25 protein-coding genes are annotated in these 22,885 nt (G+C 72.8%); 13 read left to right on the top strand and 12 right to left on the bottom strand.

What is annotated here, in order from left to right:
- Positions 1-160 precede the first annotated feature (160 nt).
- Positions 161-1,558: a metallopeptidase TldD-related protein gene (locus ACIBCJ_RS17810; RefSeq protein ID WP_362103696.1), complete on the top strand. Its 1,398-nt coding sequence runs from the start codon at positions 161-163 to the stop codon at positions 1,556-1,558.
- A 69-nt stretch (positions 1,559-1,627) separates the two neighbouring features.
- Positions 1,628-2,896, top strand: a complete 1,269-nt coding sequence (tyrS, locus tag ACIBCJ_RS17805; RefSeq protein WP_362103715.1) for a tyrosine--tRNA ligase — start codon at positions 1,628-1,630, stop codon at positions 2,894-2,896.
- Positions 2,897-2,983: 87 nt separating this feature from the next.
- Here the strand turns inward: tyrS and ACIBCJ_RS17800 are convergent, their stop codons facing one another.
- A complete protein-coding gene (locus ACIBCJ_RS17800; RefSeq protein WP_362103695.1) occupies positions 2,984-3,265 on the bottom strand; it encodes a GlsB/YeaQ/YmgE family stress response membrane protein in 282 nt (93 codons plus the stop codon).
- 264 nt (positions 3,266-3,529) lie between these two features.
- On the opposite strand from ACIBCJ_RS17800, the gene ACIBCJ_RS17795 reads away from it, so the two are divergent.
- Positions 3,530-3,928: a DUF3099 domain-containing protein gene (locus ACIBCJ_RS17795; RefSeq protein ID WP_362103694.1), complete on the top strand. Its 399-nt coding sequence runs from the start codon at positions 3,530-3,532 to the stop codon at positions 3,926-3,928.
- Between the two features lie 208 nt (positions 3,929-4,136).
- Positions 4,137-4,385 carry a hypothetical protein gene (locus ACIBCJ_RS17790; RefSeq protein WP_362103693.1) on the top strand — a complete coding sequence of 83 codons (249 nt, stop codon included), beginning with the start codon at positions 4,137-4,139 and terminating at the stop codon, positions 4,383-4,385.
- Here ACIBCJ_RS17790 and moaA read toward each other — a convergent pair.
- From moaA to ACIBCJ_RS17775, 3 genes are all read right to left on the bottom strand, one after another.
- Complete coding sequence (moaA, locus tag ACIBCJ_RS17785) at positions 4,382-5,371, bottom strand: GTP 3',8-cyclase MoaA (protein ID WP_362510470.1); 990 nt, start codon at positions 5,369-5,371, stop codon at positions 4,382-4,384. The genes ACIBCJ_RS17790 and moaA overlap by 4 nt on opposite strands.
- Before the next feature lie 165 nt (positions 5,372-5,536).
- The gene (locus ACIBCJ_RS17780; RefSeq protein WP_362103691.1) at positions 5,537-7,171 is read right to left on the bottom strand and encodes a cation acetate symporter; all 1,635 of its coding nucleotides are present in this window, start codon (positions 7,169-7,171) and stop codon (positions 5,537-5,539) included.
- Positions 7,168-7,542 (bottom strand): DUF485 domain-containing protein, encoded by a 375-nt coding sequence (locus tag ACIBCJ_RS17775; protein WP_031047659.1) that lies wholly within the window; start codon positions 7,540-7,542, stop codon positions 7,168-7,170. Before ACIBCJ_RS17775 ends, ACIBCJ_RS17780 begins: the two co-directional genes overlap by 4 nt.
- Before the next feature lie 411 nt (positions 7,543-7,953).
- Between ACIBCJ_RS17775 and ACIBCJ_RS17770 the strand changes: the two genes are divergently transcribed.
- The 7 genes from ACIBCJ_RS17770 to ACIBCJ_RS17740 all read left to right on the top strand — a co-directional run bounded on the left by ACIBCJ_RS17770 (position 7,954) and on the right by ACIBCJ_RS17740 (position 15,649).
- Complete coding sequence (locus tag ACIBCJ_RS17770) at positions 7,954-9,486, top strand: S8 family serine peptidase (RefSeq protein ID WP_362103690.1); 1,533 nt, start codon at positions 7,954-7,956, stop codon at positions 9,484-9,486.
- 178 nt (positions 9,487-9,664) lie between these two features.
- Positions 9,665-10,684: a CopD family protein gene (locus ACIBCJ_RS17765; RefSeq protein ID WP_365980296.1), complete on the top strand. Its 1,020-nt coding sequence runs from the start codon at positions 9,665-9,667 to the stop codon at positions 10,682-10,684.
- Positions 10,685-10,846: 162 nt separating this feature from the next.
- A complete protein-coding gene (locus ACIBCJ_RS17760; RefSeq protein ID WP_365980295.1) occupies positions 10,847-11,839 on the top strand; it encodes a DEDDh family exonuclease in 993 nt (330 codons plus the stop codon).
- A gap of 96 nt (positions 11,840-11,935) precedes the next feature.
- Complete coding sequence (locus tag ACIBCJ_RS17755) at positions 11,936-12,169, top strand: hypothetical protein (RefSeq protein ID WP_003976994.1); 234 nt, start codon at positions 11,936-11,938, stop codon at positions 12,167-12,169.
- A gap of 68 nt (positions 12,170-12,237) precedes the next feature.
- Positions 12,238-13,038 (top strand): SURF1 family protein, encoded by an 801-nt coding sequence (locus ACIBCJ_RS17750; RefSeq protein ID WP_362103687.1) that lies wholly within the window; start codon positions 12,238-12,240, stop codon positions 13,036-13,038.
- A 63-nt stretch (positions 13,039-13,101) separates the two neighbouring features.
- Positions 13,102-14,889, top strand: a complete 1,788-nt coding sequence (locus tag ACIBCJ_RS17745; protein WP_362103686.1) for a glycoside hydrolase family 15 protein — start codon at positions 13,102-13,104, stop codon at positions 14,887-14,889.
- 4 nt (positions 14,890-14,893) lie between these two features.
- On the top strand, positions 14,894-15,649 hold the full coding sequence (locus ACIBCJ_RS17740) for an SDR family oxidoreductase (RefSeq protein WP_362103685.1): 756 nt from the start codon (positions 14,894-14,896) through the stop codon (positions 15,647-15,649).
- A 38-nt stretch (positions 15,650-15,687) separates the two neighbouring features.
- Here ACIBCJ_RS17740 and amaP read toward each other — a convergent pair whose 3' ends face one another.
- From amaP to ACIBCJ_RS17715, 5 genes are read right to left on the bottom strand one after another with little or no spacing between them, the layout of a single operon-like run.
- Complete coding sequence (amaP, locus tag ACIBCJ_RS17735) at positions 15,688-16,275, bottom strand: alkaline shock response membrane anchor protein AmaP (protein WP_362103684.1); 588 nt, start codon at positions 16,273-16,275, stop codon at positions 15,688-15,690.
- On the bottom strand, positions 16,272-16,940 hold the full coding sequence (locus ACIBCJ_RS17730) for a DUF6286 domain-containing protein (protein ID WP_362103683.1): 669 nt from the start codon (positions 16,938-16,940) through the stop codon (positions 16,272-16,274). Before ACIBCJ_RS17730 ends, amaP begins: the two co-directional genes overlap by 4 nt.
- A complete protein-coding gene (locus ACIBCJ_RS17725) occupies positions 16,937-17,329 on the bottom strand; it encodes a hypothetical protein (RefSeq protein WP_399282707.1) in 393 nt (130 codons plus the stop codon). Before ACIBCJ_RS17725 ends, ACIBCJ_RS17730 begins: the two co-directional genes overlap by 4 nt.
- Positions 17,330-17,334: 5 nt before the next feature.
- Positions 17,335-17,520 carry a hypothetical protein gene (locus ACIBCJ_RS17720; RefSeq protein WP_061445473.1) on the bottom strand — a complete coding sequence of 62 codons (186 nt, stop codon included), beginning with the start codon at positions 17,518-17,520 and terminating at the stop codon, positions 17,335-17,337.
- A 47-nt stretch (positions 17,521-17,567) separates the two neighbouring features.
- Complete coding sequence (locus ACIBCJ_RS17715; RefSeq protein ID WP_133890420.1) at positions 17,568-18,050, bottom strand: Asp23/Gls24 family envelope stress response protein; 483 nt, start codon at positions 18,048-18,050, stop codon at positions 17,568-17,570.
- 87 nt (positions 18,051-18,137) lie between these two features.
- On the opposite strand from ACIBCJ_RS17715, the gene ACIBCJ_RS17710 reads away from it, so the two are divergent.
- A complete protein-coding gene (locus tag ACIBCJ_RS17710) occupies positions 18,138-18,941 on the top strand; it encodes a nucleopolyhedrovirus P10 family protein (RefSeq protein ID WP_365980293.1) in 804 nt (267 codons plus the stop codon).
- A gap of 78 nt (positions 18,942-19,019) precedes the next feature.
- On the opposite strand, the gene ACIBCJ_RS17705 is transcribed toward ACIBCJ_RS17710, so the two are convergent.
- The 3 genes from ACIBCJ_RS17705 to ACIBCJ_RS17695 all read right to left on the bottom strand — a co-directional run bounded on the left by ACIBCJ_RS17705 (position 19,020) and on the right by ACIBCJ_RS17695 (position 22,180).
- Positions 19,020-19,823, bottom strand: a complete 804-nt coding sequence (locus ACIBCJ_RS17705) for an enoyl-CoA hydratase/isomerase family protein (protein ID WP_362103680.1) — start codon at positions 19,821-19,823, stop codon at positions 19,020-19,022.
- A 169-nt stretch (positions 19,824-19,992) separates the two neighbouring features.
- Complete coding sequence (locus tag ACIBCJ_RS17700) at positions 19,993-20,214, bottom strand: helix-turn-helix domain-containing protein (RefSeq protein ID WP_003976983.1); 222 nt, start codon at positions 20,212-20,214, stop codon at positions 19,993-19,995.
- Between the two features lie 367 nt (positions 20,215-20,581).
- Positions 20,582-22,180 carry an ABC-F family ATP-binding cassette domain-containing protein gene (locus ACIBCJ_RS17695; protein ID WP_362103679.1) on the bottom strand — a complete coding sequence of 533 codons (1,599 nt, stop codon included), beginning with the start codon at positions 22,178-22,180 and terminating at the stop codon, positions 20,582-20,584.
- A gap of 265 nt (positions 22,181-22,445) precedes the next feature.
- On the opposite strand from ACIBCJ_RS17695, the gene ACIBCJ_RS17690 reads away from it, so the two are divergent.
- Positions 22,446-22,859, top strand: coding sequence for a VOC family protein (locus tag ACIBCJ_RS17690; RefSeq protein ID WP_365980292.1), 414 nt, complete (start codon positions 22,446-22,448; stop codon positions 22,857-22,859).
- Positions 22,860-22,885: the final 26 nt, after the last annotated feature.

The following is a 22,885-nucleotide window of genomic DNA, read 5'->3' as shown; positions in this document are numbered from 1 at the left end:
GCCGGGGTCGGCCGGGGGTCCGGGGGTTGTCCCCCGGGAAAGCACAGTCTCAACACCACGCAGGAGGCCGGTCGATGAGCGTCAGCGCCGGGGTCGGCCGGGGGTCCGGGGGTTGTCCCCCGGGAAAGCACAGTCTCAACACCACGCAGGAGGCCGGTCGATGAGCGTCCGCAGCAACAAGCCGCACGAGATCGTCGAGCGGGCGCTGGAGCTGTCCCGGGCGGACGGGTGTGTGGTCATCGCCGACGAGGAGTCCACCGCCAACCTGCGCTGGGCGGGCAACGCGCTCACCACCAACGGCGTCACGCGCGGGCGCACGCTGACGGTCGTCGCCACGGTCGACGGCCGGGAGGGCACGGCGTCCGGGGTCGTGTCGCGTTCGGCGGTGACCGTGGACGAGCTGGAGCCCCTGGTGCGCGCCGCCGAGGCCGCGGCGCGCGGCGCGGGCCCGGCCGAGGACGCGCAGCCGCTGGTCACCGGCGGAGCGGCGGCGCCGGACTTCACCGAGGCGCCCGCCGAGACCTCGTCCGCGGTGTTCGCCGACTTCGCGCCGGCCCTCGGTGAGGCGTTCGCCCGCGCGCGTGCGGGCGGCCGGGAGCTGTACGGGTTCGCGAACCACGAGATGACCTCCACGTACGTCGGCACGTCTACGGGGCTCAGGCTGCGGCACGACCAGCCGAACGGGACGCTGGAGCTGAACGCCAAGTCGCCGGACCGGGCCCGCTCGGCGTGGGCCGGGCAGGCCACGCGGGACTTCAAGGACGTCGACCCGGCGGCGCTCGACGCCGAGCTGGCCGTACGCCTGGGCTGGGCCGAGCGCCGGGTGGAGCTGCCCGCCGGGCGGTACGAGACGCTGCTGCCGCCCACCGCGGTCGCGGACCTGCTGATCTACCAGTACTGGTCGGCGTCCGGGCGGGACGCGGTCGAGGGGCGCACGGTGTTCTCCAAGCCGGGCGGTGGCACCCGGCTCGGCGAGCGGCTCGGCGCGCTGCCGCTGACCCTGCGCAGTGATCCGCACGAGCCGGGCCTGGAGTGCGCGCCCTTCGTGGTCGCGCACTCCTCGGGCGGTGACCAGTCGGTGTTCGACAACGGGCTGCCGGTGGCGGCGACCGACTGGATCCGCGGCGGTGAGCTGCACCGGCTGACGACCACCCGGCACAGCGCGGGCCTGACCGGGCTGCCGGTGGCACCCGCGAGCGGCAACCTGATCCTGGACGGCGGCGACCCCGACCGGTCCCTGGACGAGATGGTCGCGGGCACGGAGCGCGGGCTGCTGCTGACCTGCCTCTGGTACATCCGCGAGGTCGACCCGGCGACGCTGCTGCTGACCGGGCTGACCCGGGACGGCGTCTACCTCGTCGAGCACGGCGAGGTCGTCGGCGAGGTGAACAACTTCCGGTTCAACGAGTCGCCGGTGGATCTGCTCGGCCGGGCCACGGAGGCCGGGCGCACGGAGAAGACGCTGCCCAGGGAGTGGGGCGACTGGTTCACCCGGGCCGCGATGCCGGCGCTGCGGGTACCCGATTTCAATATGAGCTCTGTCAGCCAGGGCGTATAACCTCGTAGTCGGCCGTCACCCGACTGCCGACCGCCCGAAGATCATGAACATGTGGGAGACAAGAGAACCGTGACGGACATCGTCGACGAGCTGAAGTGGCGCGGGCTGTTCGCCCAGTCCACCGACGAGGACGCTTTGCGCAAGGCTCTCGCGGACGGTCCCGTCACGTTCTATTGCGGTTTCGACCCGACCGCGCCGTCCCTGCACGTGGGGCACCTGGTGCAGGTGCTCACCGTGCGCCGGCTCCAGCAGGCCGGTCACCGGCCGCTGGCGCTGGTCGGCGGGGCCACGGGCCAGATCGGCGACCCGCGCCCGACCGCGGAGCGCACCCTGAACTCGCCGGAGACCGTCGCGGGCTGGGTGCGGCGGCTGCGGGGCCAGATCGAGCCGTTCCTGTCCTTCGAGGGCGAGAACGCGGCGGTGATGGTCAACAACCTCGACTGGACCGAGGGCCTGTCGGCCATCGAGTTCCTGCGGGACATCGGCAAGCACTTCCGGGTCAACAAGATGCTGACCAAGGACTCCGTCGCCCGGCGGTTGGAGTCCTCCGAGGGCATCAGCTACACGGAGTTCAGCTACCAGCTGCTCCAGGCGATGGACTTCCTCCAGCTCTACCGGAGGTACGGCTGCACGATGCAGCAGGGCGGCAGCGACCAGTGGGGCAACCTCACGGCCGGGCTCGACCTGCTGCACCGGCTGGAGCCGGACGCGTCGGTGCACGCCTACGCGACGCCGCTGATGACCAAGGCGGACGGCACCAAGTTCGGCAAGACCGAGGGCGGCGCCGTCTGGCTCGACCCGGAGATGACGACGCCGTACGCGTTCTACCAGTTCTGGCTGAACGTGGACGACCGGGACATCTCGACGTACTCGCGCATCCTGTCCTTCCGCTCCCGTGAGGAGCTGGAGGAGCTGGAGCGGCAGACCGAGGAGCGTCCGCAGGCGCGGGCGGCGCAGCGCGCGCTGGCCGAGGAGCTGACGACGCTGGTGCACGGGGCCGGCCAGACGGCCGCCGTGATCGCGGCCTCCAAGGCCCTCTTCGGCCAGGGCGACCTGGCGGAGCTGGACGAGGCCACCCTGGCCGCGGCCCTCTCGGAGCTGCCGCACGTGCGCGTCGCGGAGCCGGCTCCGGTCGTCGACCTGCTCGCCGAGGTCGGCCTGGTGGCCAGCAAGTCCGCCGCGCGCCGCACGGTGAAGGAGGGCGGCGCCTACGTGAACAACGCCAAGGTCACCGGCGAGGACGCCGTCCCGGCCGCGGAGGACCTGCTGCACGGGCGCTGGCTGGTGCTGCGCCGCGGCAAGAAGAACCTGGCCGCGGTGGAGGTCACCGGCGTCTGAGCGGGCGCATGCGCGAGGGGCGCGCTCCGGTGCCGTACGGCTGCCGGAGTCCGCCCCTTCGCGCGTCCGGGTGGCCCCGGGGCGGGGTCAGGCCCGTTCGCGTCGCCTGTTGCCGCGCACCGACGTGTAGGCGGCGTCGCCGAGGCCGACCACGATGATCGCCGCCACCAGCTGGAACAGGTGCCGCCACCAGTCGATGCCGGACGTCGCCGCGACACCGGCCGCGCGGGCGATCGCGTTGCCGATGATCGCGCCGATCATGCCGCAGATGGTGGTCAGCCAGAGCGGCATGTGCTGTTTGCCCGGGATGATCGCCTTGGCGATCAAGCCGAGCACGAATCCCACGATGATCGCCCACAACCAGCCCATGGCTGCCTCCTCGTCCGGATCTGCGCGAGCAATTGCCACCAGTGTTCGGCCGTACCGCGAACGGCGCATGCCGCGTGCGGCCGAACGGGGTACGGGTGGCTCCGCCGTGCGGCGCACGGGGCGCGCTCCGACCAGGGGTGCCCCGGTCTCGTGGGCGGCACGGGTGCGGCGTAACGTGGTGAGTTGTCCGGGACCGGAGTCCCCGAGCGGCCACGGACGGCAACGGGGCGGGGAGAGTCCGATACGGGCGGATGGTGGAACCGAATGCGGAAGCAGAGTGCCGGCGGCAGTGCCGAGGTGTTCCGGATCACCGGGGCCCGTACGGGCCTCCAGGAGGACGTGCGCGGGCGGCAGCGCCGGTACATCATCTCGATGTCGATCCGCACCGCCTCGGTGATCCTCGCGGTCTGCCTGTGGAACGTGGAGCGGCACGTCGCGATCGTGGCCCTGGTCCTCGGCGCGGCCCTGCCGTACATCGCGGTCGTGATCGCCAACGCGGGGCGTGAGAACGCGCCATCCTTGCCGTCGACGTTCGTGACGGCGCCGACCCCGCCGATGATCATGCCGCCGCGGGCCGGGAACGGGGCGGCGGAATCCGTCCCGGAGGCCGCCACGGCCGATTCCGCGCCGGACGCGGCCGGGGAGTCCCGTGGCCGTCCGTGACCGCGCCGCCCCCTCGGGAGCGGCGTCGATTCCACGCCAGGACGAACAACTGCTCAGATGAATTCGCGTTGTTCCGGGCTCGACGACGGAGGGGCCGTGACATACTTCGTACGCGCTCCGCATCCCCCGTCGGAGCGACGGACCGACGCCGGGCAGCTCCCCCCGTGGCTGCTCGGCGTCGCCTTGTGCGGGGGCCTGTGAGAAAACCGTGAGTGACGAAACCACCCCGATCTGCTCCGCCAAGGGCTGCCGCGCCACCGCCGTGTGGGTGCTGGCCTGGAACAACCCGAAGATCCACACCCCGGAGCGCCGCAAGACGTGGATCGCGTGCGACGAGCACCGCGAGCACCTGTCCGAGTTCCTCGGCGTACGGGGCTTCCTGAAGGACGTGGTCCCGCTCGCCGAGTGGGAAGCCCCGGAGCACCCCGGAGGGAGCGGCGGCTCCGGCGGGGCCTAGCCGCCGATCGCGGACATCGGGCGGTCGGGCTGCACGAACGTCGGGTCGTCCAGGCCCGCGCCGGCCTTCTTGCCCCACATGGCCAGGCGCCAGATGCGGGCGATCTCCTCGTCGGGGGCGTCGGAGCGCAGGGCCGCGCGCAGGTCGGTCTCCTCGCGGGCGAACAGGCAGGTGCGCACCTGTCCGTCGGCGGTCAGGCGGGTGCGGTCGCAGGCCGAGCAGAACGGGCGGGTGACGGAGGCGATGACGCCGACCCGGTGCGGGCCGCCGTCCACCAGCCAGCGCTCGGCGGGGGCCGAGCCGCGCTCCTCGGAGCCCTCGGCGGTCAGCTCGAAGCGGGTGCGCAGGGAGGCCAGGATGTCACCGGCGGTGACCATGCCCTCGCGCTTCCAGCCGTGCTGGGCGTCCAGCGGCATCTGCTCGATGAAGCGCAGCTCGTAGTCGTGCTCGACGGCCCAGGCGAGCAGGTCGGGGGCCTCGTCGTCGTTGAGCCCCGGCATCAGGACGCTGTTGACCTTGACCGGGGTGAGACCGGCCTCGCGGGCCGCTTCCAGGCCCTGGAGGACGTCCTTGTGGCGGTCGCGCCGGGTGAGGGTCTTGAAGACGTCCGGGCGCAGGGTGTCCAGCGAGACGTTGACCCGGTCCAGGCCCGCCGCCTTCAGGGCGCTCGCGGTGCGCTTGAGGCCGATGCCGTTGGTGGTGAGGGACATCTGGGGGCGCGGGTCCAGGGCGGCGACGCGCTCGACGATGCCGACCAGGCCGGGCCGCAGCAGCGGCTCCCCGCCGGTGAAGCGGACCTCCTCGATGCCGAGGGAGGTGACCGCGATGTCGATGAGGCGGACGATCTCGTCGTCCGTGAGCAGATCGGGCTTGGCGAGCCACTGGAGGCCCTCTTCGGGCATGCAGTAGGTGCAGCGCAGGTTGCAGCGGTCGGTGAGCGAGACCCTCAGGTCGGTGGCCACTCGGCCGTAGGTGTCGATGAGCACGTGGGCCCCCTCCCTCGACGCGGTTCGGCGAAGCACTTCTCTTCTCCGACACCGTCGAGCCTACGTGACCGGTCCGACATCGACAGCCGCCCGAACCCACGACGTGGGACGCGGCCGCGTCGTAGGGATCTACGAGCGGCCGCGTCCGTACCGGTCGGGCGGGCGTCAGTGCGCGCCGGTGCCGGTCAGGGACCTGACCTCCAGCTCCGCGTACTTCGCCTTGTCGGGCTCCTCCTTCGACAGGACCGTGCCGAGCCAGCCCATCAGGAAGCCGAACGGGATCGAGATGATGCCCGGGTTCTTCAGCGGGAACCAGGCGAAGTCGACGTCCGGGAACATCGCCTTCGGGTCGCCGGAGACGACGGGTGAGAACAGCACCAGGCCGACGGCGACGATCAGGCCGCCGTAGATCGACCACAGGGCGCCCTGGGTGGTGAACCGCTTCCAGAAGAGGCTGTAGAGGATCGTCGGCAGGTTGGCGGAGGCGGCGACGGCGAACGCCAGGGCGACGAGTCCTGCCACGTTCAGGTCGCGGGCGAGGGCGCCGAGCGCGATGGAGACGATGCCGATGAAGACGGTCGCCCAGCGGGCCGCCCGCATCTCCTCCTTCTCGGTGGCCTGGCCCTTGCGGATGACGTTGGCGTAGATGTCGTGCGCGAAGGACGAGGACGAGGCGAGGGTGAGGCCCGCGACCACGGCGAGGATGGTCGCGAAGGCCACCGCCGAGATCGTCGCGAGCAGGATCGCGCCCCAGGCCGAGTCGACGCCGCCCACGTGCAGCGCGAGCAGGGGCGCGGCCGTGTTGCCGGACGGGTTGGACGCGACGATCTCGTCCTTGCCGATGAGCGCCGCCGCGCCGAAGCCGAGGGCGATGGTCATCAGGTAGAAGGCGCCGATGATGCCGATCGCCCAGTTCACGGACTTACGGGCGGCCTTGGCGTTGGGCACCGTGTAGAAGCGGATCAGGATGTGCGGCAGACCGGCGGTGCCCAGCACCAGGGCGATGCCCAGGGAGATGAAGTCGAGCTTGGTGGTGCCGTTGGCGCCGTACTGGAGGCCGGGCTCCAGGAAGGCGGAGCCCGCGCCGCTGTTCTCGGCGGCCTTGCCGAGCAGGTCGGAGATGTTGAAGTCGAACTTCAGCAGCACCAGGAAGGTGATCAGGATGGTGCCGCCGATCAGCAGCACGGCCTTGACCATCTGGACCCAGGTGGTGCCCTTCATGCCGCCGATGGTGACGTAGACGATCATCAGGACGCCGACCAGGGCGACGATGAGGATCTTGCCCGCGTCGGAGGTGATGCCGAGCAGCAGCGAGACGAGGACGCCCGCGCCCGCCATCTGGGCCAGCAGGTAGAAGATCGAGACGACGATCGTGGAGGTGCCGGCGGCGGTGCGCACGGGGCGCTGGCGCATGCGGTAGGCGAGGACGTCGCCCATCGTGTAGCGGCCGGAGTTCCGCAGCGGCTCGGCGACGAGGAGCAGGGCGACCAGCCAGGCGACCAGGAAGCCGATGGAGTACAGGAAGCCGTCGTAGCCGAAGAGGGCGATGGCGCCGGCGATGCCGAGGAAGGACGCGGCGGACATGTAGTCGCCGGAGACGGCCAGGCCGTTCTGGAAGGCGCTGAAGGACCGGCCGCCCGCGTAGAAGTCCGCGGCGTCCTTGGTCTGGCGGCCGGCCCAGACGGTGATGAAGAGCGTGGCGACGACGAAGACGGAGAAGAGGGTGATGATCAGCGGCCGGTGCTCGCTGGCCTCGTTGGCGGCGAGCTCGGCGGCGAAGACGGTCTGTGCGGGGCTCATGCGCCGCCCTCCATCCGGGACTTGATGGCCTCGGCCTTGGGGTCGAGCTTCGCGGCGGCGTGCCGCGAGTACCACCAGGCGATGAGGAACGTGGTGACGAACTGGGCGATGCCGAAGACGAACGCGACGTTGATGTTGCCGAAGAGCTTGGTGCCCATGAAGCCGCCCGCGTAGTTCGACAGCAGCACGTAGAGCAGGTACCAGGCCACGAAGGCGACGGTCAGCGGGAACGCGAAGGAGCGGAAGGAGCGGCGGAGTTCGGCGAACTCGGCGCTCTGCTGCACTTCGGAGAACTCCTCGGCGGAGGGGAGTCGGTGTTCCTCTTGCGAGGGGGGCTCCTCTTTCGAGGGGGGCGGTGCGTCGGTGGCCACGGAGTCTCCTCGTACGACGGACATGACGGCTTGGACCTCGGTGTTCTCGCAGGGGGCCGGTCGGGCTCGGGCTCCCTGTCCAACGACACGGCGCCCCATCGGGACCGGTTCAACTCCCGGGGCACTTTCCCAAGTCACTCGCGGCAGGTCATTGCTGGCCAGCGACTTCGGGGGATAGCTTCACTCCTGCACCACTACGTCATGTACCTGCCCGGTCCGTACCCGTCTCGGGCAGGTGCTGCTTGCCGGATGATGTGGAGACCCCATGGATCATCTGCGTTCCCCGAGTGCCCCGCTCCCCGGACGCGGGTTCGCGCTCGCGGTGCCGGTCCCGCGGACGTGTCTGCCTTTCCGCCTCGCTCCGGCAGCACGAGTTTCCCGAGTTTTCCCGACGGACTGGAGACATCACGCATGACCGCACCTCACCCGCGTCACCGCCGTGCCCTCGCGATCCCGGCCGGTCTGGCCGTGGCCGCGTCTCTGGCGTTCCTGCCGGGCACCCCGGCCGCCGCGGTCCCCGCGGCGGAGGCCGCCTCCCCGGCGGCCGACGCGACCTCGCTCAGCTACGTCGTCAACGTCTCCGCCGGGCACGGCCCTTCGGCCACCGTGCGGCGGGCGATAGCCAAGGCGGGCGGCACGATCGTGACGTCGTACGACCGGATCGGCGTGGTCGTCGTCCACTCGGCCAACCCCGACTTCGCCAAGACGCTCCGCAAGGTGCGCGGCGTGCAGTCGGCGGGCGCCACCCGCACCGCGCCGCTGCCCTCGGCCGCCACGACCGACACGGGTGCGCCGCAGGTGCTGGGCGCCGAGGAGCTGGCCGCCGCCAAGGCCGCCGCCAAGGCGGAGGGCCAGGACCCGCTGGAGTCGCTGCAGTGGGACCTGCCCGCCATCAAGGCGGACAAGGCGCACGAGAAGTCGCTGGGCAGCAAGAAGGTGACCGTCGCCGTCATCGACACCGGTGTCGACGACACCCACCCGGACATCGCCCCGAACTTCGACCGTCAGGCCTCCGTCAACTGCGTGGCGGGCAAGCCGGACACCGCCGACGGCGCCTGGCGCCCGAGCGCGGCCGAGAGCCCGCACGGCACCCACGTGGCCGGCGAGATCGCCGCCGCGAAGAACGGCGTCGGCATGACCGGTGTGGCTCCCGGGGTGAAGGTGGCCGGCATCAAGGTCTCCAACCCCGACGGCTTCTTCTACACCGAGGCCGTGGTCTGCGGCTTCATGTGGGCGGCCGAGCACGGCGTCGACGTGACCAACAACAGCTATTACACGGACCCGTGGTACTTCAACTGCAAGGACGACCCGGACCAGAAGGCCCTCGTGGAGGCGGTCTCGCGGGCCTCCCGGTACGCGGAGAAGAAGGGCGCGGTCAACGTCGCCGCGGCCGGCAACGAGAACTACGACCTCACCTCCGACGAGATCACCGACCCGTCCTCGCCGAACGACACCACGCCCGGTGACCGGACGGTCGACCCGTCGAAGTGCCTGGACATCCCGACCCAGTTGCCGGGTGTCGTGACGGTGGCGGCGACCGGCGCGAAGGGCCTCAAGTCGTCCTTCTCGAACTACGGCCGGGGCGTCATCGACATCGCGGCGCCCGGCGGCGACTCGACGGCCTACCAGACCCCCGAGCCGCCCGCCACGAGCGGACTGATCCTGGGCACGCTGCCCGGCGGCAAGTGGGGCTACATGGCCGGTACGTCGATGGCCTCGCCGCACGTCGCGGGCGTCGCCGCCCTCATCAAGTCGACGCACCCGTACGCCTCCCCGGCGATGGTCAAGGCCCTGCTGTACGCCGAGGCCGACGCCACGGCGTGCACCACGCCCTACGACATCGACGGCGACGGCAAGGTCGACGCGGTGTGCGAGGGTCCCAAGAACCGCAACGGCTTCTACGGCTGGGGCATGGCCGACGCGCTGGACGCGGTGACCTGGTAGTCGCTGCGCGTACCCGTGCGTGATGCGGGGGCGGTGGTCCGGGTGCCTGCCCGGCCCGCCGCCCCCGTCGTCGTGCGGCGGTACCTCCCGCCCGGAGCGCGCCGGGGCGCACGGCACGGGACTCGTGACGGCGGCGCCGCGACTTGCCCGGAACCGGTGAGTTCGTGAAGATCCCCGGGTGACCCCGCACCACCCCCCGTCCCCGTCCCCGTCCCGGGCCGCCGACGCCGGACGCCACGCGCGGCCCGCCGGCACCGGCCGGACCGTGGCCGTGCTCGTACTGGTGGCGCTCGGCGCGCTGATACCCGTGCTCGGCCCGACGCCCGCCCTGCACGGCACCGGGGAGGCCGAGGCTCCCGGCACCGGCGGCATCGCCCTGCTGCGCACCGTGCTCTTCGCCGCGCTGAGCGTGCCGCTCGGCGAGCTCTTCGTGAACCGCCTGGCCCGCTCCCTGCCCGGCGCTCCCCCGGTCCGGCCCCGCAGCTGGGCGCCGCACGCCGCCGCCTGCGGTCTCGTCGCCGCGCTGGGGCTGGCCTCGGTGGTGGCCACGGGCAACCTGGTGCCGGGCTCCGCCGCCGACGTCGACGTCGGCGGTCTCTACGCCACCCGCGACGGCAAGCTCGCCCTCCTGGAGGTCAACGGCTTCCTCGCCGCCTGGCTGTGCGCCACCTCGCGCCGGCCCGGACTCCAGGTGTGGCCGCTGGCCGCGGTGGCCGTCGCGGACGCGCTGCGCGCGCACCCCACGACCGAGTACAGCCCACTGCTCGGCTCCGGTCTCACCCTCGTCCATCTGACGTGCGCCGCCCTGTGGGCGGGCGGGCTGCTGTACGCACTGCGGGTGCTGGGGCGTTGGCGGGGCGCGGCGGCGGGACCGGCCCTGCTGGGGCTCTACGCGCGCGTGGCGGCCGTCCTGCTGGCCGCCCTCACCGCGACCGGGGTGTGCAGTTCACTGCGCCGGATGCCGGCGGGCACGGTCCTGGACCAGTTGACGGACACCGCGTACGGGCGGGTGCTGCTCGCCAAGGTGCTCCTGGTGGCCGCCGTCGCCGTGCTCGCGCTGTGGGCCAGGATCCGGCTGGGCCGTGCGGCCGACCCGCTGGCCGCCTGCTCCCCCGCGCGCGCGGAGGTCGCCGCGCTGGGCGTGGTGGTCGCGGTGTCGGGGCTCCTGACGGCCCTTCCGGTGCCGATCCGCTGGTGACCGCGGCGGTGCCCGCCGGCGTACCCGGCGGACCGGCACGCCGGCCCGGCGCGGGGCTGCGTGCGCGGGAAGTGCCGCAACGCTTCCCGGGCGGGCGGAACTTGACGGCGCGGGACCCCTGCGGGACCGGAGTGTCGGTCCCGGCCCGTATCCTCATTGACCATGCTCGAAGACCGCACGACCGCAGCGCCGTCCGCCACGGCGTGGCCGACCGCGTATCCGCAGGGGTACGCGGTCGTCGACGTGGAGACCACCGGCCTGGCCCGCGACGACCGCATCATCTCGGCGGCCGTCTACCGGCTCGACGCCCGCGGCGAGGTCGAGGACCACTGGTACACCCTGGTCAACCCGGAGCGCGATCCGGGACCGGTGTGGATACACGGCCTGACGAACGACGTGCTCCGGGACGCACCGCTCTTCCCGGACGTCGCCGAGGAGTTCGCGGCCCGGCTGGACGGGCGGGTCCTCGTCGCGCACAACGCGGTCTTCGACTGGCAGATGATCGCCCGGGAGTACGCGCGCGCACGGCGCGAGGCGCCGGTGCGGCAGCGGCTGTGCACCATCGCGCTGTCCAAGGCGCTGGACCTGCCGCTGCCCAACCACAAGCTGGAGTCGCTGGCCGCGCACTTCGGCGTCGTGCAGCAGCGGGCGCACCACGCGCTGGACGACGCGCGGGTGCTGGCGGAGGCGTTCCGGCCGAGCCTGCTGGCCGCGGCGGCGGGCGACGTACGGCTGCCGCTGCACGAGTGCCGGCCGCTGACCGAGTGGTCGGACCGGCCCGCGCCGCGGATCGGGCAGCAGGCGGGCTACGGGAACTACCGGGCGACCGGCTGGCGCCCCTCCCGCAAAAGGCCCGCGTGCCCCCATCCCAACCCGGGCCGGTACGAAGAGGGCAAAAGGCTCAAGCAGGGCATGCGGGTCGCGTTCTCGGGCGACACCTCCGTCGAGCGGGACCTGCTGGAGGACCGCGCCGTCGAGGCGGGGCTGCACGTCGCCACCAGCCTGTCCCGGCTGACCAGCCTGCTGGTCACCAACGACCCGGACTCGGGTACCTCCAAGGTGGTCAAGGCCCGGCAGTTCGGCACGCCGGTGGTGGACGAGGCGGCGTTCGGGCAGCTGCTCGCGGACGTCGAGCCGGCGGACGCCGGCTCCTGAGGCGGCGGTCCGCGGAGCCGTACGGACGGGTGATTCCGGGCGACTCGCCCGGTGCACGCCCGGCCGCGTCCGCGGCCACGGCCCACCCTGTGGCGCATGGCGACATGTGAAGTCTGCGGCAACAACTACGGAATGACCTTCGAGGTCCACGCCCAGGGAGCGGTGCACGTCTTCGACTGCTTCTCCTGCGCGATCCACCGGATGGCCCCCATCTGCGAGCACTGCCGGGTGCAGATCATCGGCCAGGGCGTCGAGGTCGACGGCCACTGGTTCTGCGGCGCCCACTGCGCCCGTGCGGAGGGGAGGGCGGGGATCGTCGACAAGGTCTGAGCCCGGCCGCCGGGCACGAGCCCGTACCCGCCGCGTCGCGCCCCACGACCGAGTTGTACCGTCGTGGGGTGTACCGCTTCCTGTTGTCCCGCCAGTGGGTGATCCTCACGCTGGTCGCCGTGCTGCTGATCCCCACGATGATCCGGCTGGGCTTCTGGCAGATGCACCGCTACGAGGAACGCACCGCCCGCAACGACCTGGTCGCGCGCGCGCTCGAAGCGTCCCCGGTGCCCGTGGAGTCGCTGACCGCACCCGGCCGGAAGATCACCACGCGGGAGCGGTACCGCACGGTCACCGCCGAGGGCCGCTTCGACACGGACCGCGAGGTCGTCGTGCGCCGCCGCACCGACTCCGACGACAACATCGGCTACCACGTGCTCACCCCGTTCGTGCTGGCCGACGGCAAGGTCATGCTGGTCAACCGGGGCTGGATCCCCGCGGACGGTCCGAGCCAGACCCGGTTCCCGAAGATCCCCGCACCGCCCCGCGGAGAGATCACCGTCACCGGGCGGCTGATGCCCGACGAGACGACCGAGGCGAGCGGCATCAAGGACCTGGAGGGCCTGCCGGACCGGCAGGTCATGCTCATCGACAGCGCGCAGCAGGCCGAGCGCCTGGACGCCCGGGTGCTCGGCGGTTACGTGGTCCTGAAGGAGCCGGAGCCCCAGGGCGACACCCCGGAGCCGATCGGCAAGCCCGGCAACGAGAACGCCGCGCTCAACTTCGCGTACGCGATCCAGTGGTGGCTGTTCGCCGCGGCCGTGCCGGTCGGCTGGTGGTTCCTGGTCCGCCGCGAACGGCGGGAACGCGAGGCCGCCGAGTCCGCCGGGGACACCGAGCCGGCCGAGGCGGAACCCGCGGCGGTGTGACGCCACCCGGAGCGCCGGGAGCGGACCCGATTGCTCCGGCTCCGGCCGGGAAGGGGTCAACCCGTGCACCCCCACATCGAGGACTACGCGCTCATCGGCGACCAGCAGACCGCGGCCCTGGTCTCCACGGACGGCTCCGTGGACTGGCTCTGCCTGCCCCGCTTCGACTCGGCCGCCTGCTTCGCCAAGCTGCTCGGCGACGAGGACAACGGCCACTGGCGCATCGCCCCCAAGGGCGCCGGACGCTGCACCCGGCGCGCCTACCGGCCGGACACCCTGGTCCTGGACACCGAGTGGGAGACCGAGGACGGGGCGGTCCGCGTCACCGACCTGATGCCCCAGCGCGACCGCGCCCCCGACCTGGTGCGCATCGTGGAGGGCCTGAGCGGCGAGGTGACCGTGCACAGCGCACTCCGGCTGCGCTTCGACTACGGCTCGATCGTCCCGTGGGTGCGCAGGTCCGACGGGCACCGGGTGGCCGTCGCCGGGCCGGACTCGGCGTGGCTGCGCAGCGAGCCCGAGGTCCGCAGCTGGGGCGAGGACTTCGGGACGCACGCGGAGTTCACGGTCGCCGCGGGCGAGAAGGTCGCGTTCGTGCTGACCTGGCACCCCTCGCACGAGCCCCGGCCCCCGCTGATAGACCCGTACATGTCGCTGGAGCACAGCGTCGAGGACTGGCGGGCGTGGGCGGCGCGCTGCCGCTACGACGGTCCGCACCGGGACACCGTCGTCCGCTCCCTGATCACGCTGAAGGCGCTCACCTACCAGCCCACCGGCGGCATCGTGGCCGCCCCCACCACCTCGCTGCCCGAGGAGCCGGGCGGAGTGCGCAACTGGGACTACCGCTTCTGCTGGCTGCGCGACTCCACACTCACCCTGGGCGCCCTGCTGTCGGCCGGATACCTGGAGGAGGCCGAGGCCTGGCGCGACTGGCTGCTGCGCGCGGTCGCGGGCGACCCGGCCGACCTGCAGATCATGTACGGCGTCGCGGGCGAGCGGCGACTGCCCGAGTCCGAACTGCCGTGGCTGTCCGGCTTCGCCGGCTCCACACCCGTGCGCATCGGCAACGACGCGGTGAACCAGCTCCAGCTGGACGTGTACGGCGAGGTCATGGACTCGCTGTCGCTGGCCCGGCTGGCGGGGATGCGTCCCCGGCCGCAGATGTGGGAGCTGCAGTGCGCCCTGATGGACTTCCTGGCCACGGCGTGGCGGGAGCCCGACGAGGGCCTGTGGGAGGTGCGCGGCGGCAGACGGCAGTTCGTGCACTCGAAGCTGATGACGTGGGTGGCCCTGGACCGGGCGGTGCGCACCCTGGAGGCCCACCCCGAGCTGGGCGGCGGGGACCTGGACGCCTGGCGTGCGCTGCGCGACGAGGTGCACCGCGAGGTGTGCGAGAAGGGCTACGACCCGGAGCGCAACACCTTCACCCAGTACTACGGCTCGCGGGAGCTGGACGCCTCGCTGCTGCTCGTCGCGCGCGTGGGCTTCCTCCCGCCCGACGACCCGCGCGTCGTCGGCACGGTCGACGCGATCGGCGCCGAGCTGACCCGGGACGGCCTGGTGCGCCGTTACAGCACCGAGGGCCCCCAGGTCGACGGACTGCCGGGCGGCGAGGGGACGTTCCTGGTGTGCTCGTTCTGGTACGCCGACGCGCTGCACGCGACCGGCCGGACGAAGGAGGCCCGGGAGCTGTTCGAGCGGCTGGTGGGGCTCGCCAACGACGTGGGGCTGCTGGCCGAGGAGTACGACCCGGTGGCCGGGCACCAGCTGGGCAACTTCCCGCAGGCTTTCAGCCACGTCGGCCTGGTGAACACGGCCCTCGCCCTGTTCGGGGGCGAGGAGGCAGGATAGGGCCATGGATCTTGGACTGAAGGACCGGGTGTACGTCGTCACCGGAGCCACCCGGGGACTGGGCAACGCCGCCGCGCGCGAACTGGTCGCCGACGGGGCGAAGGTGGTCGTCACCGGGCGGGACGAGGCGAGTGTCGCGGAGGCGGCCTCGGCGCTGGGCCCGGACGCGGTCGGGGTGGCCGCCGACAACGCCGACCCGGAGGCCGCCGGACGGCTGATCGCGACCGCCCGTGAGCGCTTCGGCCGCTTCGACGGCGTACTGATCAGTGTGGGCGGGCCGCCGCCCGGGTTCGTCGCCGACAACACGGACGAGCAGTGGCAGGCGGCGTTCGAGTCGGTGTTCCTGGGCGCGGTGCGGCTGGCCAGGACCGCGGCGGCCGAGCTGGCGGACGGCGGGGTGATCGGCTTCGTGCTGTCGGGCTCGGTGCACGAGCCGATCCCGGGCCTGACCATCTCCAACGGGCTGCGTCCGGGCCTCGCGGGCTTCGCCAAGTCGCTCGCCGACGAGCTGGGCCCGCGGGGCATCCGCGTCGTCGGACTGCTGCCGGGGCGCGTCGACACCGACCGGGTGCGCCAGCTGGACGGGCTGTCCGCCGACCCGCAGGCGACCAGGGCGGCCGCCGAGTCCCGCATCCCGCTGCGCCGCTACGGCGCCCCGGAGGAGTTCGGCCGCGTGTCCGCCTTCCTGCTCTCCCCCGCGGCGTCGTACGTCACCGGCGTCATGATCCCGGTGGACGGCGGCGTACGGCACGGGTTCTAGGCCACCGACCCGGGGGCGGCCACCGGACGTGGTCCCCGTCAGCTGACCCGCTCGGCCCCGTGTTTGACCCCTCGGAGCTGGACCTCCGCCGGCAGGGAGGTGAGGTTGGCCGAGTGACGGGCGTGGGTCAGGGCGCCGGTGGTGAGGTCCTGCAGGGCGGTGCCGGGGTCCACGTGCGGGGCGAGGAGCAGCCGGACGCGGCTCGCCGGGGCGTCACGGCGGCCGGTGAGCCGCACGCCGGCCCGTTCCACCCCGTCCACGCGTTCCGCCTCGCCGGCGAGGACCCCCTCCAGCGCCCTGCCGCGCAGCGTGGCACCCTCGCCGTCCCCGGTGTCGACGAGCACCTCGGTGAGCCTGCGTCGGCGTACCACCGCGACCAGCCACCACAGGGCGAGCAGCAGCAGGACGGCGAGGGCCGCGATGACCACCGGCCACCACCAGTCGGCGTCCCGCCACCGGGTCCGCTCGGCGTTGCTGAGCAGCACGTCGTGCGGCCCCTGGTGCACCCACCAGGAGGGCGCGGGGGCGTCGAAACCGATGGCCAGCACCGCGCCGCCGACAGCCAGCAGGACGAGGCCCGCCACTCCGGTCACCACCCGGTTCACGGTCCTGAGCACCGCGTTCACCCCTTCCGTCCGGGCCGCGTCACCCGCAGCGACACGGCGGGCGGCCGGGCCAGGCCGAGGCCGCGCACCGCGTCGTCGAGCGCACCGCCCAGGTCGGCCCGTACGTCGTCCAGTTCCCGGAAGTGCGACAGCGCTCGCACGCGCGCCCTGCGGCGGCGCATCCGCACCCGCGCCGACTGCACCCCGGCGACCTCCATGGCCCGGTCCCGCAGCACCGTGGCGGCGGCGTCCCGGTGCAGCCCTGCACGTACGTCCGGGTGCGTGCGCCGCATCGGCAGCACCCGGCGCAGTCCGGGCGTCAGGGCCAGCAGCAGCAGCCAGAGCCCGAGGGCGGCGGCGACGCCCGCGCCGACCAGCACCCACGTGTCGTCGACGGGCCGTTCGGCGAGTTCCCGGGCCAGGTCGCGGCGCCAGCCGAGCGCGGACCGGCCGGCGCGCACGGCGACGACGTCGTAGAGGAAGGCACCGGCGAGGAGCAGGAGCAGCAGCGCGACGATGCCGGCGGGGATGCGCCGTGCGGACCAGAAGCGGCCGGCCCGGCCGCCCTCGTAGGGGTCCGCGCCGCCGGGCTCGTGCTCGTGCGGTGCCGGCTCCGTGCCGTGCTCCACGACCGGCAGGCGCTGGGTGCTGCCCTCGCCGGTCCCGGCGCCCTGGGGCTCGGTCATCGCGTCCTCCCGTGCCTCGCGCCGTATTCCGCCGGCAGGTGCAGCCGCTCCACCTGGACGGCGACCTCGGGCACCGCCATCCCCACCAACGCGCGTACCCGCTGGACGACTTGATGACGCACCCGGCCGCAGCGGGCGCCGATGTCGCACGGGTAGTCGAGTTCGAGGTGGACCCGGACGTGGGCGTTGTCGTGATGGACGACGACGGTGGCGTACGGGCGTGCGGCGTCCGGGTGGAGCGGGCCGAGGGCCTCGCGCGCCGCCCGGGCGGCGACCTTGGCGACGACGCGGTCGGCGATCCGGGTGGCACCGCGCTCGCCCGGCGCCACCCGGGCCAGGGGTTCGAGCAGCTCCCCGACCCCCTCGCTGACGCCGGCCCCCTCGCTCACGCCGGTCACCGCCGCCGGTCGTCGCGGCTGCGGAAGAAGTCGCCGAGATCCATGTCCCCCTCCAGGAGACGCCCGGCGACGAACCCGACGGCCCCGAGGGCCGCCACCAGCAGGAAGGCACCGAACCCGCCGAAATACCCGGCGAAACCCAGCGCCATGCCGGCGATCATGCCGACCACGGCCATGCTCATGGTGCGCACTCCTCCATCACCGTTCGGTCCTCCCCGCCATCTCGGTGTCACTTGATCCGGGGCTCCGGTTCCTCGTCCTCCTCGTCGGGCAGCTTCACGTCGCTCACCGCGATGTTGACCTCGACGACCTCGAGGCCGGTCATCCGCTCCACCGCCGCCACCACGTTCTCCCGCACGTCCCGGGCCACGTCCGCGATCGACACGCCGTACTCGACGACGATCTCCAGGTCGAGGGCGGTCTGCTTCTCGCCGACCTCGGCCTTCACCCCGCGCGTCACCCCGGACTTGGTCCCGCCGGGCACCCGGTCGCGCACGGCGCCGAAGGTGCGCGACATACCGCTGCCCATGGCATGCACACCGGCGACGTCGCGTGCCGCCATTCCGGTGATCTTCTCCACGACGCCGTCGGCGATGGTGGTCCGTCCCCGGGTCCCCGGGTCTCCGCCTCCGCGCCGAACCGTCGGGGCCTTGACGGTCCCGGGGCTGTCGAACGTGTCCTGCCCGCTCCGGTGGCTCTCCATGTCGCTCATCGCCGTACGTCCCTTCCGGTCGTGGTCCTGTGTCCACGTTAGGCGGGGTTGCGTGGCCGCGCGCCGTGGATGGGGCAGGGTGGAGGAATGACGACGGCGGACCGGTGGACCCGGGTGGTGCGGGAGCGGGTGGGACTCGGCAGGCTGCTGCCGCTGGGCGGCCCGGTGGACGGCGCGTGGATCGCCGAGCGCGCGGCACGGCACGTACTGCTGGCCGCCGCCGGGGACGTGCCGGGCGTACGACCGGGGGGACTGCGGGTCGGTCCGGTGGACCCGGACGCCGGGTGGGAACCGGCCGTACCGCCTCCACCGGGGGCGCTGCCGCCCGGCGAGCTGCGGGTGACGGCCGACTTCGCGGCGTTCGCCGGGGGCGTGGCGGCGGCGCCGGAGCCGCTGCCGGCCACGGCCGCGCGGCTGCGTGCCGCGCTGACGGAGGCGGCGACCGCGCGGCTCGGTCTCGCGGTGGTGGACGTGGACCTGCGGGTGACCGACCTGCTCGCACCCGACGCCGCCACGGGTACGGCTGTCGGCCAGGAGCCGGACGCCGGGCCGGAGCAGGGGCCTGCCGACGCCCCCGACGACGGCGCGACCGGGAGCGCCGGGGACACCGACGGTGACGGCGGCGCGGACGGCGGCGGCGACGAGGGACGCGTCGCCGCGGCCGCGCTGGCGGTGCCGGGCGTGGTCCGGCTGACGGGCGTACTGGGCCGTTCGGTGCACGTGACCCGGTCGCCTCGGGACGATGCCCTGCCGCGCCGCCACGTCCGGGTGGAGCTGGCGCTGGACGCGGAGCGCCGGGCCGACGAGGTGGCCCGGCGGGTCCGTGCGGCGGTGTCCGAGGCGCTGCCGGACCGTCCGTCGGTGGCGGTGGTGGTGACCGCGGTGGGCTGAGGCGCCGTGTCCCGGAGGGACTGTGCCCCGCCAGGGACCCGCGCCCCGCGAGGCAGCCTGCCCCTGCGGAAGGGCTGGCTACTCCCCGAGTCCCGCGAGGTCGCGCAGCCGGCGTGCCTGGGCGGCCCGCTCGGCGGTGCGCTGGGCCTCGTAGTCACGCGTTCCGGCACCCTGGAGCAGCGCCTTGGTCTCGACCACCGCGTCGCGCGGTGCTGCCAGGATCGCGGACACCAGGTCGCGCACCGTGCCGTCGAGCTGGTCCGCGGGCACGGCGAGGTTGGCCAGGCCGGTGCCGACGGCCTCCTCGGCCGTGACGAAGCGCCCGGTCGCGCAGATCTCCAGCGCGCGGGCGTAGCCGACGAGCGACACCAGGGGGTGCGTGCCGGTCAGGTCCGGCACCAGGCCCAGGCTGGTCTCGCGCATGGCGAACTGCACGTCGTCCGCGACGACCCGCAGGTCACAGGCGAGGGCCAGCTGGAAGCCCGCTCCGATGGCGTGCCCCTGCACGGCCGCGACCGACACCAGGTCGCTGCGCCGCCACCAGGTGAACGCCTCCTGGTACTCGGCGATGGCCGCGTCCAGCTCGGCGTCGTCACCGCGCGCGAGGTCGATGAACGACGGCTCGCCGTCGAAGCCCTCGGGCGTGAACGCCTGCCGGTCGAGCCCGGCGGAGAAGGACTTGCCCTCGGCCCGCAGTACCACGGCCCGGACGGAGCCCGGCAGCCGCCGGCCGGCCTCGGTGAGCGCCCGCCACAGAGCGGGGCTCTGCGCGTTGCGCTTGGCCGGGTTGGTCAGCGTCACCGTGGCGATCGCGTCGTCGACGGTGAGCCGCACGCCGTCCTGGTCGAGTGCGGGACCGGGGTCGTGGGCGGGCGAAGCCATGGGGCGCCTCCGAAAGGTGCGGTCGTCGTCCCCGCCGCGCGCCGGACGGTACGCCGTACGTCGGCAGGGCTAAGTGACTGCACAGTAACCACCCGGACGGTCGGACGACCGACCGGGTGGCCACCGTCACTCTCGAAAACACCTTCGGAGTCGGGGGCCGCCCGGGACCTCAGGCCGATGTGGCCTTTTTGCCCCGGGTAGCCCCGCCACGCCCTCGGAGCGTGACGCCCGACTCACTGAGCATGCGGTGCACGAAGCCATACGAGCGGCCGGTCTCCTCGGCCAACGCCCGGATGCTCGCACCGGCGTCGTACTTCTTCTTCAGGTCTGCCGCGAGCTTGTCGCGCGCGGCGCCGGTAACCCGGCTGCCCTTCTTCAGAGTCTCGGCCACCCGTGCCTCCTCAAGGAAGTGCGCTCTGGTACTCCTCATGATCACCCCTCCAGGCGCTCATGGCCACCCATTCGGCAAGGTCGATGAGGCAAGGATGTGACGACAGGAGCGGGTCCCCACATGTGGAATCCCGAATTCCAGAGAGTCCGGTCCGCTCGGCCGAACGGGTTTTCCGGCGAAATTCCAGGTCAGAAAGGCGTCCCGGCCGGGCCCCCGGTACATGGGGACCCGGCCGCGAAATCGATGTAGGACACACCTCTTGATGAGGAGATCTCACACAGATGGTGGATCACGGATCGGCCGAATGATCCATCACCGGTGGATCATCCATTCGATCAAGCGGAGTCGACGCCGGCCGGGACGACGCTCAGGCGAGCGCGACCAGGTCCGCGTAGTCGGCGCCCCACAGGTCCTCGACACCGTCCGGGAGCAGGATGATCCGCTCCGGCTGGAGCGCCTCGACGGCGCCCTCGTCGTGGGTGACGAGAACGACGGCGCCCTTGTAGGTGCGCAGCGCGCCGAGGATCTCCTCGCGGCTGGCGGGGTCGAGGTTGTTGGTGGGCTCGTCGAGGAGCAGCACGTTCGCCGAGGAGACCACGAGGGTGGCCAGGGCGAGCCGCGTCTTCTCTCCGCCGGACAGGACTCCGGCGGGCTTGTCGACGTCGTCGCCGGAGAACAGGAACGAACCCAGCGTCTTGCGGACCTCGACCAGGTCCAGATCGGGGTTGGCCGAGCGCATGTTCTCCAGGACGGTGCGCTCGGGATCGAGGGTCTCGTGCTCCTGCGCGTAGTAGCCGAGCTTGAGTCCGTGGCCCTCGATGACCTTGCCGGTGTCGGGCTTCTCCGCCCCGCCCAGCAGGCGGAGCAGGGTCGTCTTGCCCGCGCCGTTGAGGCCGAGGATGACGACGCGGGAGCCCTTGTCGATGGCCAGGTCGACGTCGGTGAAGATCTCCAGCGAGCCGTACGACTTCGACAGTCCCTCCGCCATGAGCGGGGTCTTGCCGCACGGCGAGGGCTCGGGGAAGCGCAGCTTGGCGACCTTGTCGGACTTCCGCTCCGCCTCCAGGCCGGCCAGCAGCTTGTCCGCGCGGCGGGCCATGTTCTGCGCGGCGACGGTCTTGGTGGCCTTCGCCCGCATCTTGTCGGCCTGCGAATGCAGCGCGGACGCCTTCTTCTCGGCGTTCTGCCGCTCGCGCTTGCGGCGCTTCTCGTCGGCCTCCCGCTGCTGCTGGTAGAGCTTCCAGCCCATGTTGTAGACGTCGATCTGGGAGCGGTTGGCGTCCAGGTAGAACACCTTGTTGACGACCGTCTCGACCAGGTCGACGTCGTGGGAGATCACGATGAAGCCGCCGCGGTAGGTCTTCAGGTAGTCGCGCAGCCAGACGATCGAGTCGGCGTCGAGGTGGTTGGTCGGCTCGTCGAGCAGCAGGGTGTCCGCGTCCGAGAAGAGGATGCGGGCCAGCTCGATGCGGCGGCGCTGGCCGCCGGAGAGCGTGTGCAGGGGCTGGCCGAGCACCCGGTCGGGCAGGTTGAGCGCGGCGGCGATGGTGGCGGCCTCGGCCTCGGCGGCGTACCCGCCCTTGGTGAGGAACTCCGTCTCCTGGCGCTCGTACTGCCGCAGGGCCTTGTCGCGGGTGGCGCCCTGGCCGTTGGCGATGCGCTGCTCGTTCTCCCGCATCTTGCGGATCAGGACGTCCAGGCCGCGGGCGGAGAGGATGCGGTCGCGGGCCAGCACGTCGAGGTCGCCGGTGCGCGGGTCCTGCGGGAGGTAGCCGACCTCGCCGGAGCGGGTGACGCTGCCCGCGGCGGGCTGGCCCTCGCCGGCGAGGACCTTGGTGAGGGTGGTCTTGCCGGCGCCGTTGCGGCCGACCAGGCCGATGCGGTCGCCCTTGGCGATGCGGAAGGTGGCGTTCTCGATGAGGACACGGGCACCGGCGCGCAGCTCGATGCCGGAAGCGGAGATCACGGTCAGACTCCTGGGCGGGTGGATTGGCGGGATGGGCGGCTGTGGAGGATCCCGCCGTCTAATGCACGAGGAGAATGGCCATGGGGGCCAGTCTAACGGGGCCGTGCAACCGCTTTTCCCCGCGCGGCTCCCGAACACCGCGCGAGCGCCGACAGGGCGTTGCCGGTGGCCGGTGCGAGACTGGGGCGAACGGGTCGAAGCGGCTTCCGGGGCCGCGGGCTCGGCCCGTCAGGACGGACCACCGGCTCACAGGGAAGTGATCGGCATGGCAGGCGGCGAGGGCGGACCTCCGAGCATCTACCCGGCACTCCGGTACGCGGACGCCAGGGCCGCGATCCGGCAGCTGACCGAGGCCTTCGGCTTCACCGAGCACGCGGTGCACGAGGGCGAGGACGGCTCGGTGGCCCACGCGGAGCTGGTCCAGGGCAACGGCGCGGTCATGCTGGGCTCGAAGGGCGGGGGCGGCCGCTTCGACGAGGCCATGGGGAGCGGCGGCGTGACGGGGGTGTACGTCGTGGTGGCGGACGTCGACGCCCATCACCGGCGAGCGGTGGAGCACGGCGCGGAGATCCTGATGCCCCCGACCGACCAGGAATACGGCTCGCGCGACTACATGGCCCGCGATCTGGAGGGCAACGTCTGGAGCTTCGGGACGTACGCGCCGGAGCTGCGCGGGTAGCCTCCGGCGCGTACGACCGCCCGGGC

Source organism: Streptomyces sp. NPDC051136 (assembly GCF_044455745.1).
GTDB lineage: Bacteria > Actinomycetota > Actinomycetes > Streptomycetales > Streptomycetaceae > Streptomyces.
The sequence above is the reverse complement of the archived record's forward strand: the minus strand, read 5'-3'. Positions and strand labels throughout refer to the sequence as shown.